The organism is Halomonas halocynthiae DSM 14573, from assembly GCF_000425725.1.
In the GTDB taxonomy this organism is placed as follows: Bacteria; Pseudomonadota; Gammaproteobacteria; order Pseudomonadales; family Halomonadaceae; genus Halomonas; species Halomonas halocynthiae.
This window is the reverse complement of the sequence record NZ_KE384439.1, coordinates 592,240-608,878: the sequence shown is the minus strand read 5'-3', so window position 1 is coordinate 608,878 and position 16,639 is coordinate 592,240. Positions and strand designations below refer to the sequence as shown.

12 protein-coding genes are annotated in these 16,639 nt (G+C 54.7%); 3 read left to right on the top strand and 9 right to left on the bottom strand.

The window, feature by feature from the left end:
* Positions 1-171 precede the first annotated feature (171 nt).
* On the top strand, positions 172-1,371 hold the full coding sequence (locus tag H616_RS0108425; protein ID WP_027966975.1) for a multidrug effflux MFS transporter: 1,200 nt from the start codon (positions 172-174) through the stop codon (positions 1,369-1,371).
* Positions 1,372-1,609: 238 nt separating this feature from the next.
* On the opposite strand, the gene H616_RS0108415 is transcribed toward H616_RS0108425, so the two are convergent.
* The 5 genes from H616_RS0108415 to ppsR form a co-directional block, all read right to left on the bottom strand.
* On the bottom strand, positions 1,610-2,734 hold the full coding sequence (locus H616_RS0108415; protein ID WP_051234108.1) for a DUF1513 domain-containing protein: 1,125 nt from the start codon (positions 2,732-2,734) through the stop codon (positions 1,610-1,612).
* A gap of 4 nt (positions 2,735-2,738) precedes the next feature.
* Positions 2,739-3,809 carry an imelysin family protein gene (locus tag H616_RS0108410; RefSeq protein WP_027966973.1) on the bottom strand — a complete coding sequence of 357 codons (1,071 nt, stop codon included), beginning with the start codon at positions 3,807-3,809 and terminating at the stop codon, positions 2,739-2,741.
* Complete coding sequence (locus H616_RS0108405) at positions 3,806-5,257, bottom strand: di-heme oxidoreductase family protein (protein ID WP_051234106.1); 1,452 nt, start codon at positions 5,255-5,257, stop codon at positions 3,806-3,808. Before H616_RS0108405 ends, H616_RS0108410 begins: the two co-directional genes overlap by 4 nt.
* Before the next feature lie 60 nt (positions 5,258-5,317).
* Positions 5,318-6,637 (bottom strand): imelysin family protein, encoded by a 1,320-nt coding sequence (locus tag H616_RS0108400; RefSeq protein WP_084155785.1) that lies wholly within the window; start codon positions 6,635-6,637, stop codon positions 5,318-5,320.
* 207 nt (positions 6,638-6,844) lie between these two features.
* Entirely contained in the window at positions 6,845-7,678 is an 834-nt protein-coding gene (gene ppsR / locus H616_RS0108395; RefSeq protein ID WP_027966970.1) for a posphoenolpyruvate synthetase regulatory kinase/phosphorylase PpsR, read from the bottom strand.
* 258 nt (positions 7,679-7,936) lie between these two features.
* Between ppsR and ppsA the strand changes: the two genes are divergently transcribed.
* Positions 7,937-10,309 (top strand): phosphoenolpyruvate synthase, encoded by a 2,373-nt coding sequence (gene ppsA, locus H616_RS0108385; RefSeq protein ID WP_027966969.1) that lies wholly within the window; start codon positions 7,937-7,939, stop codon positions 10,307-10,309.
* Positions 10,310-10,399: 90 nt separating this feature from the next.
* Here ppsA and rraA read toward each other — a convergent pair whose 3' ends face one another.
* The 4 genes from rraA to lexA form a co-directional block, all read right to left on the bottom strand.
* Entirely contained in the window at positions 10,400-10,888 is a 489-nt protein-coding gene (rraA, locus tag H616_RS0108380) for a ribonuclease E activity regulator RraA (RefSeq protein WP_027966968.1), read from the bottom strand.
* Positions 10,889-11,131: 243 nt separating this feature from the next.
* Positions 11,132-13,732, bottom strand: a complete 2,601-nt coding sequence (gene acnB / locus H616_RS0108375; RefSeq protein ID WP_027966967.1) for a bifunctional aconitate hydratase 2/2-methylisocitrate dehydratase — start codon at positions 13,730-13,732, stop codon at positions 11,132-11,134.
* 207 nt (positions 13,733-13,939) lie between these two features.
* Positions 13,940-14,986: a DNA polymerase IV gene (gene dinB / locus H616_RS0108370; protein WP_027966966.1), complete on the bottom strand. Its 1,047-nt coding sequence runs from the start codon at positions 14,984-14,986 to the stop codon at positions 13,940-13,942.
* Positions 14,987-15,057: 71 nt separating this feature from the next.
* Positions 15,058-15,714, bottom strand: a complete 657-nt coding sequence (gene lexA / locus H616_RS0108365; protein WP_027966965.1) for a transcriptional repressor LexA — start codon at positions 15,712-15,714, stop codon at positions 15,058-15,060.
* A gap of 228 nt (positions 15,715-15,942) precedes the next feature.
* Here lexA and H616_RS0108360 point away from each other — a divergent pair, with 228 nt between their 5' ends.
* On the top strand, positions 15,943-16,608 hold the full coding sequence (locus H616_RS0108360) for a TetR/AcrR family transcriptional regulator (protein WP_027966964.1): 666 nt from the start codon (positions 15,943-15,945) through the stop codon (positions 16,606-16,608).
* Positions 16,609-16,639 lie beyond the last annotated feature (31 nt).

Sequence of the window (16,639 nt, the reverse complement as noted above, 5' to 3'; positions counted from 1 at the left end):
CACTTACTCTAGTGGCTCTGCTCTCATAAATTGTTCTTAAAAACTGCTCTCAGAACCTTGCACCGAAAACTTTATTAGCAAGCTACCTAGCTATTCGATTGCCTTGATAGCAACTGTCGGTATCATATTGTTGATGTTGTCTATCATTACGCCTCTCTACCGTGAGCTTCTATGACCCAATCTAAAACGCCGTTCATTGTGGTGCTCAGCCTGGCACTGACCATGATGCTGGGCCCGTTTTCCATGGATACGTACCTACCGGCTTTTCCGGTTATTGGCGAATCGCTGGGAATTTCTCAGCAGGCGGTATCGTTGAGCGTTTCAGTGTATGTCTTCGCGATGGCGTTTGGTCAGTTAATCGGCGGTGCGCTTTCAGACCGCTTCGGGCGTCAGCGGGTGCTGATGAGTGGGTTAGCGATTTTTGCGCTCTCAAGCATTGTCATTGGTGTGGCGGATTCTTTGAACACGCTGCTCGTCGGGCGAGCCGTGCAGGCCCTTGGCGCTGGCTTTACTCTGGTATCTGTGCCGGCGTTGGTGCGCGACCGGGTGGCGGGCCGCGATGCCGCGAAGCTGTTCTCGATGATGGGCTTTATCATGGTGTTGGCGCCTGGCATTGCGCCGAGCGTAGGCAGCGCGATTCTGGCGCTGGGTTCCTGGCACTATATCTTTTTCGCCCTGGCGGTATATGCGGTACTGCTGGTGCCGTTGCTGGTGCGGGTGCTTTTTACCGGTACGGGCAAAGTGTCGCGAGTGAAAAGCCCTAAAATGAGCCTGCTGGCGCGTTACAAGCTGGTACTATCGACAAAGCCAGCTCTGCCGTTCATCGTTTGGCAGGCTGCCTCGTTTTCTACTCTGATGATGTTTATCACCTATGCATCATTTATCTATCAGGGGCATTTCGGCCAGTCGCCTTCAAGCTTTTCGATGTTGTTTGCGGCGAATATCGTCGCGATGCTTATCTTCAATATTCTCAATCGCGTGTTGCTTTCCAGGCTCTCGTCATTGCGTATCCTGCAGCTGGCAACGGGCTGTCAGGGTGTTGGCATACTGTTATTGGTGATGGCGGTTTTCATGGAGTGGCCGCTGTACGCCTTCTTGCCCGCCATGATGCTGACCATTGGCGCGGTAGGTGCGATCTCGCCGAATATTCAGGCCTGCTTTTTGGAGTACTTTCCCACTAGTGGCGGGACGGCCGCAGCGCTTCTGGGCGCAGCCCAGTTCGGTGTTGCCGGGCTGCTGAGCGCATTGTCTGCCATGTTGCCGCATACGCTTGAAGCGGTCATCCTGGCTATGGCCGCCTGTGGCTTGGTGGCGTATGTGATGCTTGCTCGCTCTATCATCAAAGGGCGCACCGCTGTCGAGGCGAACTAGGCCAGGCGGCGCGTTCAAGAGAGCCCGTTAGCCAGCGTGTTGTTTTTTCTTATTTAGGGAAAAATGTTAATCATCGTGTGGCGTTTAAGCGATGTGGTGTCTATGAGGTGGGTTCTGAGGAAGTGGACCCAGAAATTAAAGCGAAAATTGAAAACCGAATTGACCCCGAGGAAGGTGTGTTTCGTGCTATGCCGCTATAGGCTCTGGAGCGTTTTTTCATTGTGAAAATTACAGCTGTCTAGACCAGGTGGTTATCCCATCGAACAGGGAGTTTGGCAATTTCATCTAGCTCGCCGTGCTTGCTCAGCCGGTATACATGTCCGTTACCGCTGCTCACAATAAACCCTCCTTGGCCGTCGCAGCGTGTGCCGGCAGCATCTTTAAGCGAGGGGCTAGCGATAACCTCACCACTGATGTGATCTAGTAATATGACACAGCCGCCACGCGGTGCTGTTACCAAGGTTCTTGGGTGATCTTGGCTCATGGCGATACTTGCGGTGTATTGCCTTAGTGTTGATTGCAGTTGCGTAGGTAGAGTGATCTCTTCGAAGTCACCTTGAGGAGTGAGCCGACCCAAAAGCGGATGCTTGGTTTCCCAGGCAGGCCCCTGGAACTGGTAACCGGCGACTAGATAACCATCAGCGGTTACGTCAAGGTGCCGGCAACTTAGCTGATGGTGGGAGGGTGGATGTCTGGCGGTAATCTCACCGCTGTGTCGGTTCATTAGTAGTAGCGCCGGAGCCATGTCATTTAGGTTAAGTTTCACTCGGCCGCTGTCCGGGTGTGTTTTGATGCCTCCCAGTGCGATGGCGAGTGTTTCATTATCGGGCATTAGCACTAATTCATGAGGGCCGATACCGTTCAGTAGAAAGTCTTTATGATGGGTATAGCCGTCATCAGCGTTGTATATGCGAACCAGCCCCATACCATCACTCAGGCGGTTTGCGGTGACGTACAGCAAGCGCCCGGATGGCTCGAACACGCCGTGGCCATAGAAGTGGTAGCCCTCGCCGGCATTAATCGTTGCCAGCGGGGTGTGTTGTCGTGCATCAAGAACATGAAAGTATCGTCCCGGACGGCGAGCGAAGAGCACGGCTTGAGGGTGGTGTGGCCGCAGACAGCCGCCGTGGCAGCGCTCTGGTACGGGCAGTAGGAAATGCTCGCTACCGTCATGACGGATACCGGCGAGGTGGTGGCTGCCATCTTCGGCATCAGCGGCGCTGAAGTACCAGTTGCGCTGCGGTGACTTGCTTTCCAGGGTCCATAGCGGCGTCTGGCTTGCGGCGAACAGTCCCCCGACGCCTAGCATGGCACCCATGGCGAGTAGGCGTCTACGGTCAGGGTTATGCGGATATGCCCTCATGCCACTAGTCGCCGTCGCTAGAGTTGAAGCCTCGCACGATATCAAGCTCGGCAGCTATCTGACGATTAAGCAGCTCTCTGAGTTGAGCCACGTTCAGGTACAGGCTGCCGAGCTGCTGCTGGGCAATGCTGTCTTCTAGGCCGCTGGCGATTCCAGTATTAATCGCGTTGGCCTGCTCTAGCGTATGTTGCAGCTGAGCGTCGAAGGCGTTCAACAGCTCGGTGCTGGTGGTATCCGTTTTTCCTTGAGTGATGAACAACGCCTGTAGACCTGGCATGAAACCGTCTTTCAGTCCAGCGAGGCTGGCTTCTACTAGGGTAATAGAGGCATCGCTACGCCAGGCTTCAGCGCGATAGGCATTCGCTGAAGAGCCCATCATGCCGAGCGGCTTGCCGAGCCGCTTGTCTTCCAGAATATCGAGCAACTGCATGGCACCGTGCACGGTGGCGTTATTGTAGCTGTCGGTGGCCAGGTAGTGAGGGCCAAAGTCCTGCCAGTCGTTGACCAGCTGTGCGCTGATGTTCTGGATATGTGCTGATATAGCTTCAGCCAGGTCGCAGGCAATTGGCTGACTTCGGGACAGCGCTGGGTTTTGCATGGCTTCGTCAAATAACAGGTATTCCAGCGCCGGAAAACCCGTCTCGGCCACACCAGCGGTAGCGATGGTTTCCGAGGTTATCGGTGCCTCTTGGTGTAACCGAGCCGCCATGCGCGTACCCACTAGGTTTTTGTCGTCGGGCCAGAATTGTAGCTGCCATGCGCGGCTTTCTAGTTCGATGGGGCCAAAGTCGACAAAGCGGACTGCCTGCCAGGCGCGATAAGCGTCGAGCCAGTGTTGCTCAAGACTGTCGATTGTGCGGCTGTTTGCTGAGCCATCAACCGCACATAGCGCGAGAGTTTCGTCGTGTAGGTCGGTGGTGGTATCGGCGAGCTGCTGGTAGAGCGTCGTGATGTGCTGATACCACACGGCTCTGGGTGATGAATCATCTGTTGATGTTGCGCCGGATGCGTTGCTGGCCAATAAACTGAATGAGATGGCCAGTGCAAGAACAGATGGCCGTGGCGTAACGGTCATAATGACTCCAGAAAGGTGATCAGCTCAGCACGTTGCTCAGGAGGTAGCTGACGATAGCGCTCCATGGCTGTGGAGGCTTCACCGCCATGCCACAGAATAGCTTCTTGCAGCGTTCGGGCGCGGCCGTCATGCAGAAACCCTGCCAGCGGATTGACCTGCTGCGTGAGGCCGATGCCCCATAGTGGCGGAGTGCGCCATTCGTTGCCGTTAGCTTGATATTCAGCGCGGCCGTCAGCCAGTCCTTCCCCCATATCGTGCAGCAACAGGTCGCTGTAGGGCCAGATGGTTTGGTTGGCTAGCTCAGGGCGTTTGGCGTTATTGGCTGTGCGCATTTGCGGTGTATGGCAACTACTGCAACCAAGGGCATTAAACGACTCAGCGCCGGCCATAACGGCAGGGGAGTCCATACCTCGGCGTTGTGGTACCGCGAGACTGCTGGCATAGAAGGTAATGAAATCGGCAACTTCATCGGACACTTCCGGCGTACCACCATCGGTGAATTTGTCGCACTGCTGGCTCGGCATGCAGTCTGTGTGTGGAACGAGGTTTGACGTCAGCCCCATGTCACCGGCGAACGCATGCAGACTTTGCTGCTCAACGCTGGGTTCCCCCGCTTTCCAACCGAAGCGACCAAGCATTGTGGTGCCGCTGCGTAAATCCCAGACCTGGTTGGCTCGCCCTGAGATGCCGTCGCCATTTTCGTCGTAGGGGTCTGCACCGGCAAGAATGTCTGTGTCTGTGATGGCTTCCAGTAGGCCTAGGCCTATCATCGGTGGTGCGACGCGGGGTGACGTTAACAGCTCAGAAGGGAGCTCGCCGTAAGCCGGGTTCTCTATGCGGTAGTGTGGTTCGCGCAGGATGACTGTTTCTCCACCGTTCAGGCTGACCTCACGAGGCTGGTAGTCGATGACAAGATCAGCCTCGGGCTGAGCGCCGGCAATCGCCGCATTCTGTAACTGGCGGCCATAATGCGGTACTGGTAGCGCGCCGGTACGGCGAAGAATCTCTGCGGTGTTGTCTTGCTCGGCTAAGGTGTCGTCAGTATCAGGTGAGGGCATCGACAAGCGCAGAAATAGCGATACTGCGCGCTCGCCTTCGGCTGGTGGGTGGCCACGCCCATCTTTGATATGGCAGCCCTGACAGCTATTAGTGTTGATCAGCGGCCCTAAACCGTCGCGGGCATCGGTGCTTGCCGGTGCGACTACCCAGGGGTTTCGAAAAAAGCTGTTGCCAACGCTGAAGTCAAGCCGGCCTGCCATTGGCAGGTTGCCCAGTGGCAGCGAATAGGCGTTGTGGTCGAACTGTGCCACTGAACCGTCACCACCGGTCATGGGTGTGTCTTGAATAACGGCGAGCTCAGTCGCCAGAGTTGAGGCCGCAAAGGCCCCAAACACTGCGTTGGCCAGCAGGGCACGGCTGGCGATACGTGTTACAGCGTAGTGTGTCATGACGACCGGATACCTTATGAAACGCTGAGCAGAAGTAGTAATCAGATAGACGGTATATGATTAAAAATTATGCCCAGCCGTATCGGGTGCCAGTGAGTTTACACCGAGTTCGCCCGCGGCTTTTTCGATAGATCCAGTCTGGTTAACCAGAGCCATGATGGCGTTGTTTATCAACGTTGCGCCAGTGTCGTTGCCTGGAGCAATCATCATATCAAAGGCCATCGGGCTTTCATCGGCTTCGGCGTGTTTCTTCAGCTCACCGAGAGCCATCATAGAAGCATCCATCTGCTGGTTCAGTGTTTCTGCTAGCTCAGCGTTTTGCTGACTCAGTAAGTCGGCAAGTGACGGGCCGTCCAGCGCTGTGCCATCAAGGCGTTGGTAATGGCCACTGTAAATGTTGTGAATACCTTGACCGTTATAGAAATGCGAGTTGTGAGTATTGTCGCTGAAGCAGTCGTGCTCGTCTTCGTAGGAGTTCGCTTCCAGCGCAACTTTCATACGCTCGCCAGCCAGTTCGCCCAGCGACAGCGAGCCGATGCCGAATAACATACGACGCAGTCCTTCTTCGGCGGGCTCGGCTAGCAGTTCTTGGCGATAGTTATTATCTGATTCGGCTGACCATTGGTTTGTCATCCACTCAAGGTCGCTGATCAGCAGGCTGCTGGCCGCTGAAAGGTAGTCGCCACGGCGATCACAGTTCCCATTGGTGCAGTTCTCACCCTTAGCATAATCGCTGGCTGGGCGTTGGCCAGCACCGGACTGGTAGCCATTAAGGTCCTGACCCCAAAGCAGAAACTCGATGGCATGATAGCCGCTGGCTACGTTAGCTTCAGAACCACCGATCTCGTTGAGACTGGCCAGAAGTTCTGGCGTGATTTCGCTGACGTCGATGGTTTCGCCGCCAATATTGATCTGTTTAGACGCGATGATGTTAGCCGTCGCGCCCGCGTTACCCAGTTCATGCTGGTAACCCTCTTGGGCCACGTAGTCAATCAGCCCTTCATCCAGTGGCCAGGCATTGAGTTGGCCTTCCCAGTCATCAACCACGGGATTGCCGAAGCGAAATGCCTCGCTTTGCTGATAGGGAATACGTGCTTGTAACCAGGCTAAGCGTGCCGCTTTAAGTGTTTCGGTGGTTGGGTCAGCCAATAGATTGTCGATAGCCGCATCGAGATTTTTCGCGGCTTGTAGCGCGTCGGTATAGGTCGCGTAAGCCAGATCAGCATAGTGGTTGACAACTTGCTGAGACGTCACTTCATCGGTATTAACATCCTTGGCGCTAGCTGTTGTGACCGCAGTCAGGCTCAGCGGGATTGCCATCGCCGTAGCAATAAGGCTCAGAGAGAAAGTAGGGCGGTTAGAGGCAGAGCGATAAGACATAACGAATCCTGTGCATGAGGGAGCATAGTGTGCAGTAAACACCTCATGCTGCGTCGGCGGTGTGGCGCAGGTCATGGGCTAACCTAGCAGCAACTTACACTGGCAGGCTGAATACAATATATAAAGAGATTGATTCGCATTGCAATGATTTTCTGAGCAAGCGCCTCCTTCTCATGCAGGAGGCTCTGCTACTGATAAGTCATGACGTTAGCGTGGTGAGAAGCGCCGGTTGATGCCGGTTTCGGCAATCATGCGTGTTGAAATTTCCTCTACTGAAAAGCGCGTGGTATCGATGTAAGGAATCCCCAGCTGTCTGAATAGCCCCTCGGCCTGCTGGACCTCCTGCATGCACTGGTCCATGGAGCTATAGCGGCTATTGGCACGGCGTTCATGACGGATAGCTGCCAGCCGGCGAGGATCGATGGTCAGGCCGAATAGCTTGTGGCGCTGGCGTGCCAGTTCATCGGGGAGCTTCAGGGTGCCGTCTTCGTCGTAGTCATCTTCGGTGAGTGGATAGTTAGCCGCGCGGATACCAAATTGCAGGGCAAGATAAAGTGAGGTGGGCGTTTTGCCACAGCGCGAGACGCCGACGAGGATGATATCGGCCTGGTCGTATTGATGTGTTCGCGCACCGTCATCGTTATCTAGGGCAAAATGCACCGATTGGATACGGTCCATATAAATGGCGTCGCTGCCAATGGCATGGGTGCGGCCTACGCTGTAAGAGGAGCGGGTATTGAGCTCTTCTTCCAGTGGTTTGAGAAAGGTTGAGAAAATATCTACTTTGAAACCAATCGCTTCGCGCACTACATCGCGAACAGCCTCATCGACGATGGTATCAATGATGATCGGTTGTTTGGCGTCTTTAATGGCGGTGGCGTCGATGACTTTTACCAAGTCCCGCGCCTTTTCTACGCTATCGATATAGGGCTTGGTGACTTTTCGAATCTCGACGTTCTCGAACTGTGCCAGCAGGCTGCGCCCCAGACTTTCGGCGGTGATGCCTGTGCCATCAGAAATGAAAAATGCGGTGCGGGTCATGGCAATCTCTGTAGTCGGCAGGTTAGGCATCTATTGTCGGCTTGAAACCCCACCAGCTCAACATGTGAAGCGCTATCGGCACGCACTGTTTAAAAGGGTGACTACATAAAGCCGGTTTTTTTTAGGTGTTGTTGTAAAAAACCTTCAGTGACTTCGATGTTAGACCAATGGCGTAGATCGACAGGCGCTGATAAGGTTGTCAGCATCCATTCATGACGGCGCGCTTTGCATAGCAAACGGGTCATCCAAGGGGGTTTCGTGGGCGATTACATTCAGTGGTTCGAACAGCTAGGCATGGGCGATGTCGAGCGGGTTGGTGGTAAGAATGCCTCGTTGGGTGAGATGATCTCCAGTCTCGCAGGGGCTGGGGTTACCGTGCCTGGCGGCTTTGCTACCACCGCTCATGCGTACCGCGAGTTTCTGGCTCACGATGGTCTTAATGAGCGTATTAACCAGGCGTTGTCAGTGTTGGATGTTGATGATGTCAACGAGCTGGCCCGAGTAGGAGCAGAAATTCGCCAGTGGGTGATTGATACGCCGCTGCCCCCGGCGTTTGAAGACGCGCTGCGCGAAAGCTATGTGAGCTTGCAGGCACGTCACCCCAACCTGAAGGTGGCGGTACGCAGCTCGGCGACTGCTGAAGACCTGCCGGATGCATCCTTTGCCGGTCAGCAGGAAACGTTCCTCAATATTGAAGGTTTTGACAATATTAAGCGTGCGGTACATGAAGTGTTTGCTTCATTGTTTAATGACCGTGCCATTTCCTATCGTGTACACCGTGGTTATGCCCATGAGAATGTCGCTTTGTCTGCTGGCGTGCAGAAAATGGTGCGTTCTGAAACAGGGGCCAGCGGTGTGATGTTCACTCTGGATACTGAGTCTGGCTTTGACGACGTGGTATTCGTGACAGCCTCCTGGGGGCTGGGTGAAACCGTTGTTCAAGGCGCGGTTAATCCCGATGAATTTTACGTCCATAAACCAACGCTGGCGGCTGGTCGCCCTGCAGTGCTGCGTCGTAATCTTGGCTCTAAATTGATTCAAATGGTCTACACCGATGACACCAGTGCTGGCCGCTCGGTGGCTACGGTTGATGTGCCTTTAGGCCAGCGGGGGCGTTTTTGTATTAACGATGAGCAGGTGATGGCACTGGCACGCCAGGCCACGATTATTGAGCAGCACTACGGCCGCCCGATGGATATTGAGTGGGCGCTGGATGGCGATGATGGCGAGTTGTATATCGTTCAGGCTCGACCTGAAACAGTGGTATCTCAGCAACAGGGCGGAAACCTGGAGCGTTTTCAGCTGAAAGAAAAAGGCCGTACGCTAGTGACTGGGCGTGCTATTGGCCAGCGTATTGGCCGCGGTGCGGTCAAGGTAGTATTTTCGCCGGATGATATGGATAAAGTTCAACCGGGTGATGTGCTGGTGACCGACATGACTGACCCGGACTGGGAGCCGGTGATGAAGCGTGCGTCGGCTATCGTCACTAACCGTGGCGGGCGCACTTGTCATGCTGCGATCATCGCTCGTGAGTTGGGTATTCCTGCGGTGGTGGGCTGTACAGATGCCACTGACGTGTTGGCGGATGGCCATGAGGTGACGGTTTCTTGTGCTGAGGGAGATACTGGCCACGTCTATGACGGCTTGCTGGAGTTTGATCGTAAGGTCACCAGTGTCGATGCCATGCCGGATATTCCATTTAAGATCATGATGAATGTGGGTAATCCTGATCGTGCATTCAGCTTTGCGGGCTTGCCTAATGCCGGTGTTGGCCTGGCACGCTTGGAGTTCATCATCAATCGTATGATTGGTGTGCATCCCAAGGCATTGCTTGACTACGATACGCTATCTGCAGAGCTGCAGCAGAGCATTGATCTGCGTACCGCGGGCTATGATGATCCGGTTAGCTTCTACGTTGACAAGCTGGTTGAAGGTGTGTCGACGCTGGCGGCGGCGTTTTATCCTGAGCGGGTGATCGTGCGTTTGTCGGACTTCAAATCAAACGAGTATGAAAACCTGATCGGCGGCAAGTTGTATGAGCCGGGTGAAGAAAACCCCATGCTGGGCTTCCGTGGTGCGTCGCGCTATATTTCTGACGCTTTCCGCGCCTGCTTTGAGCTGGAGTGTCGAGCCATTAAGCGCGTGCGTGAAGACATGGGGCTAGATAATATTGAAATTATGGTGCCCTTTGTGCGTACCACTGACGAAGCTAGTCAAGTGGTTGATCTTTTGGAAGAAAATGGCCTTAAGCGAGGCGATAACGGGCTTAAGCTGATCATGATGTGTGAGCTGCCGGCCAACGCCTTGCTGGCTGATGAGTTCCTTGAGTACTTCGATGGCTTCTCGATCGGCTCCAACGACCTGACCCAGCTGACATTAGGGCTGGATCGTGACTCCGGTATCGTAGCGCACCTGTTTGAGGAGCGTAATCCTGCGGTCAAGAAACTGCTGGCCATGGCGATTCAGGCGTGTAAGGCTCAAGGCAAGTACGTCGGTATCTGCGGCCAGGGCCCGTCGGATCACCCAGACTTGGCCAAGTGGCTGATGGAGCAGGGTATTGATTCGGTATCGCTGAACCCGGATGCGGTACTTGAAACGTGGTTCATGCTGGCGGGCGAGCAGTTAGCGTAAAAACCAAATAGCTCAAGTTAATGCGATGTAAAGGCCGACACCCTTAGGTGCCGGCCTTTTTAATGCTGGTGTCTGCCAGATGGCAGCGTGTTAGTCGTCTAGTGCCAAACGCTCATTGGCAATTAAGATGCCGTTATTGTCGGCATATAACCATTGGCCCGGTTTGATGGTTACACCACCGAAGGTGACATTTATGTCGCGCTGGCCTTCGCCATTCTTGTCGCTTTTACGAGGATGGATACCTAGCGCCTGAATGCCCAGGTCCAGGGTCACTAGAATATCTATATCGCGCACGCAGCCATACATGACCACACCGGCCCAGCCGTTGCTGGCCGCTTGATCTGCGAGCATATCGCCCAGCATGGCGCAGCGCATTGAGCCACCCGCATCAACCACGAGCACGGCGCCTTCGCCAGGCTCGGCCACTGCCTGCTTGACCATGGAGTTGTCTTCAAAGCATTTGACGGTACGTATTGGGCCAAAGAAGGCGTCGTGGCCGCCAACGTTGGAAAACAAAGGGTCAAGGACCTGAACGTCGGGAAAGTCGTCGCAGATGTCTGGCGTTACAATAGTCGTCATGGGGTGAGTTCCTAGTAGGGCAGAAAAGTGCGTAGGCAAAAGCTAACATAGCCACTGTAGCAGAGCATTGTATGGTTTGCTGTGGCTATAAACGGTGTATGTTGCCTGTGCTAATTAAGCTGAGAGGCTTAAGGCAGCGACAAAAAAGCGCCCCGTAGGGCGCTTCGATTATCGACTCCAGCCTGGCTGTTTCAGCGACAGGCCTTTGACGTTGCGAGCATCGGAGGCGAAAAGTGTTCCTGATTAAATAGCTTCGACCGGGATCACATTAGAGGCAGCTTTTTGGAATTCCTCCATTTCATGGAAGTTCATGTACCGGTAGATTTCGCCGGCCATTGCGTCGAACTCACCCATGTAGCGTTTGTAATCTTCCACTGACGGCAGGCGGCCTTCAACGGCGGCGATGGCAGCAAGTTCGGCTGATGCCAAGTAAACATTGGCGCCGTCGCCCAAGCGGTTAGGGAAGTTACGCGTAGAGGTGGATACTACGGTACTTTTTGATGCAACCCGCGCCTGGTTACCCATGCACAGTGAGCAGCCTGGCATCTCCATGCGGGCACCGGCACGGCCATAGATGCCGTAGTAGCCCTCTTCGGTCAGTTGGTGCTGGTCCATGCGGGTCGGGGGAGCCAGCCACAGGCGTGTTTTCAGGCTACCAGCGGGCTGTTTTTCAAGCAGCTTACCCGCAGCACGGAAGTGGCCGATGTTGGTCATGCACGAACCGATGAAGACTTCATTAATGGTTTCACCAGCCACTTCTGACAACAGGCGAGCATCGTCTGGGTCATTCGGGGCGCACAGTACCGGTTCAGTGATGTCGGCCAGGTCGATCTCGATGACTTCAGCGTACTCGGCATCGGCATCAGCGCGCATCAGCACGGGGTTGGCCAGCCAGTTTTCCATGGCCAATATACGACGCTCGATAGTGCGCTTGTCGCCATAGCCACTGTCGATCATCCACTTGAGCATGGTGATGTTGGACTTCAGGTACTCGGCAATTGACTCTTCTGACAGTGTAATGGTGCAGCCCGCTGCACTACGCTCAGCCGAGGCGTCAGACAGCTCAAACGCCTGCTCTGCAGTGAGGTCCTCAAGACCTTCAATTTCCAGCACTCGACCAGAAAATGCGTTGATCTTGCCTGACTTCTCGACAGTCAGTAGACCTTTCTGAATAGCGTAGTATGGGATGGCATGAACCAAGTCACGCAAGGTAATGCCTGGTTGACGCTTGCCCTTAAAGCGCACCAGCACGGACTCTGGCATGTCCAGCGGCATCACGCCGGTGGCGGCGGCAAAAGCCACCAAGCCTGAACCCGCAGGGAAGGAGATACCCATCGGGAAGCGTGTATGCGAGTCACCGCCAGTACCTACGGTATCAGGCAGCAGCATGCGGTTCAGCCAGCTGTGAATGATGCCGTCGCCCGGGCGCAGAGAGACCCCACCGCGGTTCATGATGAAGTCAGGCAGGGTGTGGTGTGTTTCTACGTCGACTGGCTTGGGGTAAGCGGCAGTGTGGCAGAACGACTGCATGACCAAATCGGCCTGAAAGCCTAGGCAAGCCAAGTCTTTCAGCTCATCACGGGTCATTGGGCCGGTGGTGTCTTGTGACCCCACGGTGGTCATCCGTGGCTCGCAGTACATGCCTGGGCGAACGCCATCCATGCCGCAGGCCTTACCTACCATCTTCTGGGCGAGGGTGAAGCCCTTACCCGTATCGGCAGGCTGCTCGGGCGTGCGGAAGATATCGGACGCTTCAAGACCCAGTGACTCGCGAGCCTTGGTGGTCAGGCCGCGGCCGATGATCAGCGGGATACGGCCGCCGGCACGTACTTCGTCGAGTAGCAGCTGGGTTTTTAGTGCAAAGGTGCTGACCACTTCGTCGGTGCCGTGCTTGCACACCTTGCCTTCATAGGGGTAGACGTCAATGACGTCATTCATGTTGAGCTTGGAGACGTCCATCTCAATGGGCAGTGCACCAGAGTCTTCCATCGTATTGAAGAAGATTGGTGCAATGTTGCCGCCGAAGCAGAAGCCGCCAGCGCGCTTGTTCGGTACGTTAGGAATATCGTCGCCGAAGAACCACAGCACCGAGTTGGTGGCCGATTTACGCGAGGAGCCCGTACCAACAACGTCACCCACGTAAACGACCGGATGGCCTTGGGCTTTGACGGCATCGATTTGTTTGAGCGGGCCAGTCGTTCCTGGCTCTACTGGCTCAATGCCATCGCGCTCGTTCTTGAGCATGGCGTTGGCATGCAGCGGAATGTCAGGGCGTGACCAAGCATCCGGTGCAGGAGACAGGTCGTCAGTGTTGGTTTCACCAGTTACCTTGAACACACTGAGGGTGATTTTCTCATCCAGCTTGGGGCGAGCGAGGAACCATTCGGCATCGGCCCATGACTGAATGACATCCTTCGCTACGGCATTACCTGCTTTGGCGCGCTCTTCAACGTCGTGAAAGGCATCGAACATCAACAGGGTATGCTTGAGCTGTTCGCCGACCTCTGTGGCAAGCTCCGCATCGTCGAGCAACTCGACCAGTGAGACGATGTTGTAACCGCCTTGCATGGTGCCTAGCAGCTTGACGGCATGAATCTTGTCAATCAGAGGGGACGTCGCTTCGCCTTTAGCGATGGCGGTTAGGAAGCCGGCTTTAACGTAGGCTGCTTCGTCCACACCTGGTGGAACCCGGTTGGTAAGAAGGTCAAGAATGAACTCTTCTTCACCAGCCGGTGGGGTTTTCAGCAATTCGATAAGAGCGGCAGTTTGTTCAGCGTCCAGCGGTTTGGGCGGAACGCCGACTTGGGCGCGTTCCTCGACATGTTGGCGATAGGCTTCAAGCACGTAGTGTCCCTCATTGATAGTAGTGTCCGGGGAGTCCGGTGCGAATGACGACACGGTCGATAGGTGAGCAATTCTAGAAGAAGTTGTTGACAATGTTAAGTCGCAGGTAAGGCTGGGTCGCTTGTACTTTGGTCGTCGGTGGCTGTTTTCTGGGGTTGGTGATGGGCTTAGAGCAAGCTGAGCGATTGGCTGACACGGCATTTTTATTTATAGGGGAAGGGGAATCTGGGGGCTGTTGCTGTTGAGGTTGAGTTTTACGCCAACGCCGAGTAATCGTACTGGGCGGCGTTGGCGCTGCCAGGCATTGGTGAGTAATTCAAGCAGCCGCTGAGGATTGGTATCGTGGCCACGTTCTTCCATAGTGGTGACGCTGAAGTCGTCAAAACGAACCTTGACGAAGCGCGCCATTGTCTCGGGGTGGCCGTGGCGCTCTAGCCGTTGTTCCAGTTTTTTGACCAATGGTTGAAGGGCTTGGTGCGCGGCGCCTAGTGTCGGAAGGTCTTGGGCGAAGGTGGTTTCAACGCTGATGGATTTCCTGTTTCTTTCGGTATTGACTGGGCGTTCATCAATTCCCCGCGCCAGCTGGTAGAGGCGCAGGCCAAATTTGCCGAACATTTCTAGTAGCCGCTGTAATGAAAGCTGACGTAGGTCGGAACATGTGTGAATGCCTAGTCGGTGCAGTTTTGCTTTGGTTGCAGGGCCCACGCCATGCAATTTGCTGACAGGCAGGGGGTCGATAAACTGCCCGACTTGGCTAGGGGGAATAACCGTCAGTCCGTCGGGTTTCTCCCAGTCGCTAGCAATTTTGGCCAAAAAGCGTGAGGGGGCCACGCCAACGGATAAGGTAATACCCGTGCGCTCAAGACACTGTTGTTTGAGCCACTGTGCCATATAGGTTGCGCTGCCTTGAAAAGCGCCTACTGCAGAAACGTCGAGGTACGCTTCATCGAGAGAAAGAGGCTCAACGATGGGGGTAAGTTCGTAAAATATGGACTGAATTGCCCGAGAAACCTCGCGATACTTTTCAAAGTTACCCGGCATGAGTGTTAATGAGGGGCACAGGCGCATGGCCCGAGCACTGGGCATGGCTGAATGCACGCCGTAGGCTCGGGCGGGGTAGTTGCAGGTTGCAATCACACCGCGGCGTTCGCTTGCACCGCCTATTGCTAGCGGGATGTCGCGCAGTGCTGGGTTGTCGCGCATTTCTACGGCAGCGTAAAAACAATCGCAGTCGGCATGCAGTATTTTGCGCACGCTTGGCACGGCCTGTATGACGTGAGTGCTGTCTGTCATAGCTGTTTGCGATTTAGGTTAGCCCGTAGTCATCAGTTCAGTGCTCGACCATCGCCGCCACGAATTACTCCAACGCCTATGCCTTCTATCTCCAGTTGCTGACGGCGTAGGTCGACGCTGATGGGTTCGAAGTCGGCATTTTCAGCATGCAGTATGACGTTGTGGCCATCACGCTCGAAGCGTTTGACGGTGACGTTATCTTCCAAACGTGCCACCACGATTTGGCCATCACGGATACGCTCGGTGCGATGTACGGCCAGTAAGTCACCCTCTAGAATTCCGACGTCTTTCATCGATAAGCCGCGTACTCGCAGCAGGTAGTCGGCCCGAGGCGTGAAAAACTCTGGGGGCAGTGGGCAGTAGCGATCAATGTGCTCGGTGGCCAGCATTGGGCTTCCTGCAGCCACTTCGCCAATAATTGGCAGCCCGGCAGGAGTGTCTTCATTGCTAACACCTTCCGGTTGCTGGGGGTCGCTGTTAGGCAAACGTATTCCGCGAGACGTGCCACGAATGATGCGAATAGCGCCTTTACGCTCGAGAGCACGAAGATGTTCTTCAGCGGCATTGGGTGAGCGAAAGCCAAGAGCGCGTGAGATTTCAGCGCGAGTTGGGGGATAACCCATTTCATTCATTGTTTTGATAATGAAGTCGTAGACGTTTTGTTGACGCGGTGTCAGGGGGCGTGACATGCGACCTCCAGGCAGGTGATGTCAGAAGAAATGTTCAGTTATACAGCATGGTAATGCATCCAGTGGTTTGCCGCTAGGCCTGTTTTTCCTAGGCCAGTTGTTGCCACCAGGCGTGTTTCGAGAGATGGGCGTATTGAGCTGAGTTGCTAACTGCCTTACACTTTGGCACATAAAAACAGCCGTCTGTTGATCTTGTAGTTTATTCAGCTCACCCCGGAAAACGTTCACATGGCCCAGCCTGATACCGTAACCCGCATTTTAGACACGGCGGAGGTGCTGTTTGCTGAGCGTGGTTTCGCTGAAACCTCGCTGCGCACTATCACTAGCAAGGCCAAGGTCAATCTCGCTGCGGTTAACTACCATTTTGGGTCTAAAAAATCGTTGATACAGGCAGTTTTTGCTCGTTATCTCGACCCTTTCTCTGTACGTTTTCATGTTGCACTTGATGCGTTGGATGAGACGTATCGTGACACCAGTAGCGGTGTGCCGCTGGAAGTCTTACTGGAAACCCTAACCCGTACCGTGCTGGAAATCCCTGCTGAACGAAATAGCCTTAAGGTGTTCATGCGCTTGCTGGGATTGGCGTATAGCCAGGCGCAAGGGCATTTGCGTAGCTATTTGCAAGAAGAGTATGGGGATGTATTCACGCGTTTTACTGACCTGCTGCGACGTGCGACACCTGAGTTGCCGGAAACCGAGCGATTCTGGCGTTTGCACTTTATGCTAGGGTCTGTGGTGTTTACTCTGTCGGGGCTTGAAGCGCTGAGAGATATTGCCGAAAAAGACTATGATGAACGCGTTTCTGTACGTGAGTTGGTTCATCGGTTGCAACCTGTGGTGGTTCAAGCAATGAATGCGCCACTCGCACCCCCCATGCCCACACCGCAGGATTAGTGTTGTCTATTGATGTGGTAGCGAATGCTTT

Excerpts from the sequence above, each read along its gene's own strand:
- H616_RS0108425 (WP_027966975.1), top strand. The coding sequence starts at position 172 with ATGACCCAATCTAAAACGCCGTTCATTGTGGTGCTCAGCCTGGCACTG.
- H616_RS0108415 (WP_051234108.1), bottom strand. The coding sequence starts at position 2,734 with ATGAGGGCATATCCGCATAACCCTGACCGTAGACGCCTACTCGCCATG.
- H616_RS0108410 (WP_027966973.1), bottom strand. The coding sequence starts at position 3,809 with ATGACCGTTACGCCACGGCCATCTGTTCTTGCACTGGCCATCTCATTC.
- H616_RS0108405 (WP_051234106.1), bottom strand. The coding sequence starts at position 5,257 with ATGACACACTACGCTGTAACACGTATCGCCAGCCGTGCCCTGCTGGCC.
- H616_RS0108400 (WP_084155785.1), bottom strand. The coding sequence starts at position 6,637 with ATGTCTTATCGCTCTGCCTCTAACCGCCCTACTTTCTCTCTGAGCCTT.
- ppsR (WP_027966970.1), bottom strand. The coding sequence starts at position 7,678 with ATGACCCGCACCGCATTTTTCATTTCTGATGGCACAGGCATCACCGCC.
- rraA (WP_027966968.1), bottom strand. The coding sequence starts at position 10,888 with ATGACGACTATTGTAACGCCAGACATCTGCGACGACTTTCCCGACGTT.
- lexA (WP_027966965.1), bottom strand. The coding sequence starts at position 15,714 with ATGTCACGCCCCCTGACACCGCGTCAACAAAACGTCTACGACTTCATT.
- H616_RS0108360 (WP_027966964.1), top strand. The coding sequence starts at position 15,943 with ATGGCCCAGCCTGATACCGTAACCCGCATTTTAGACACGGCGGAGGTG.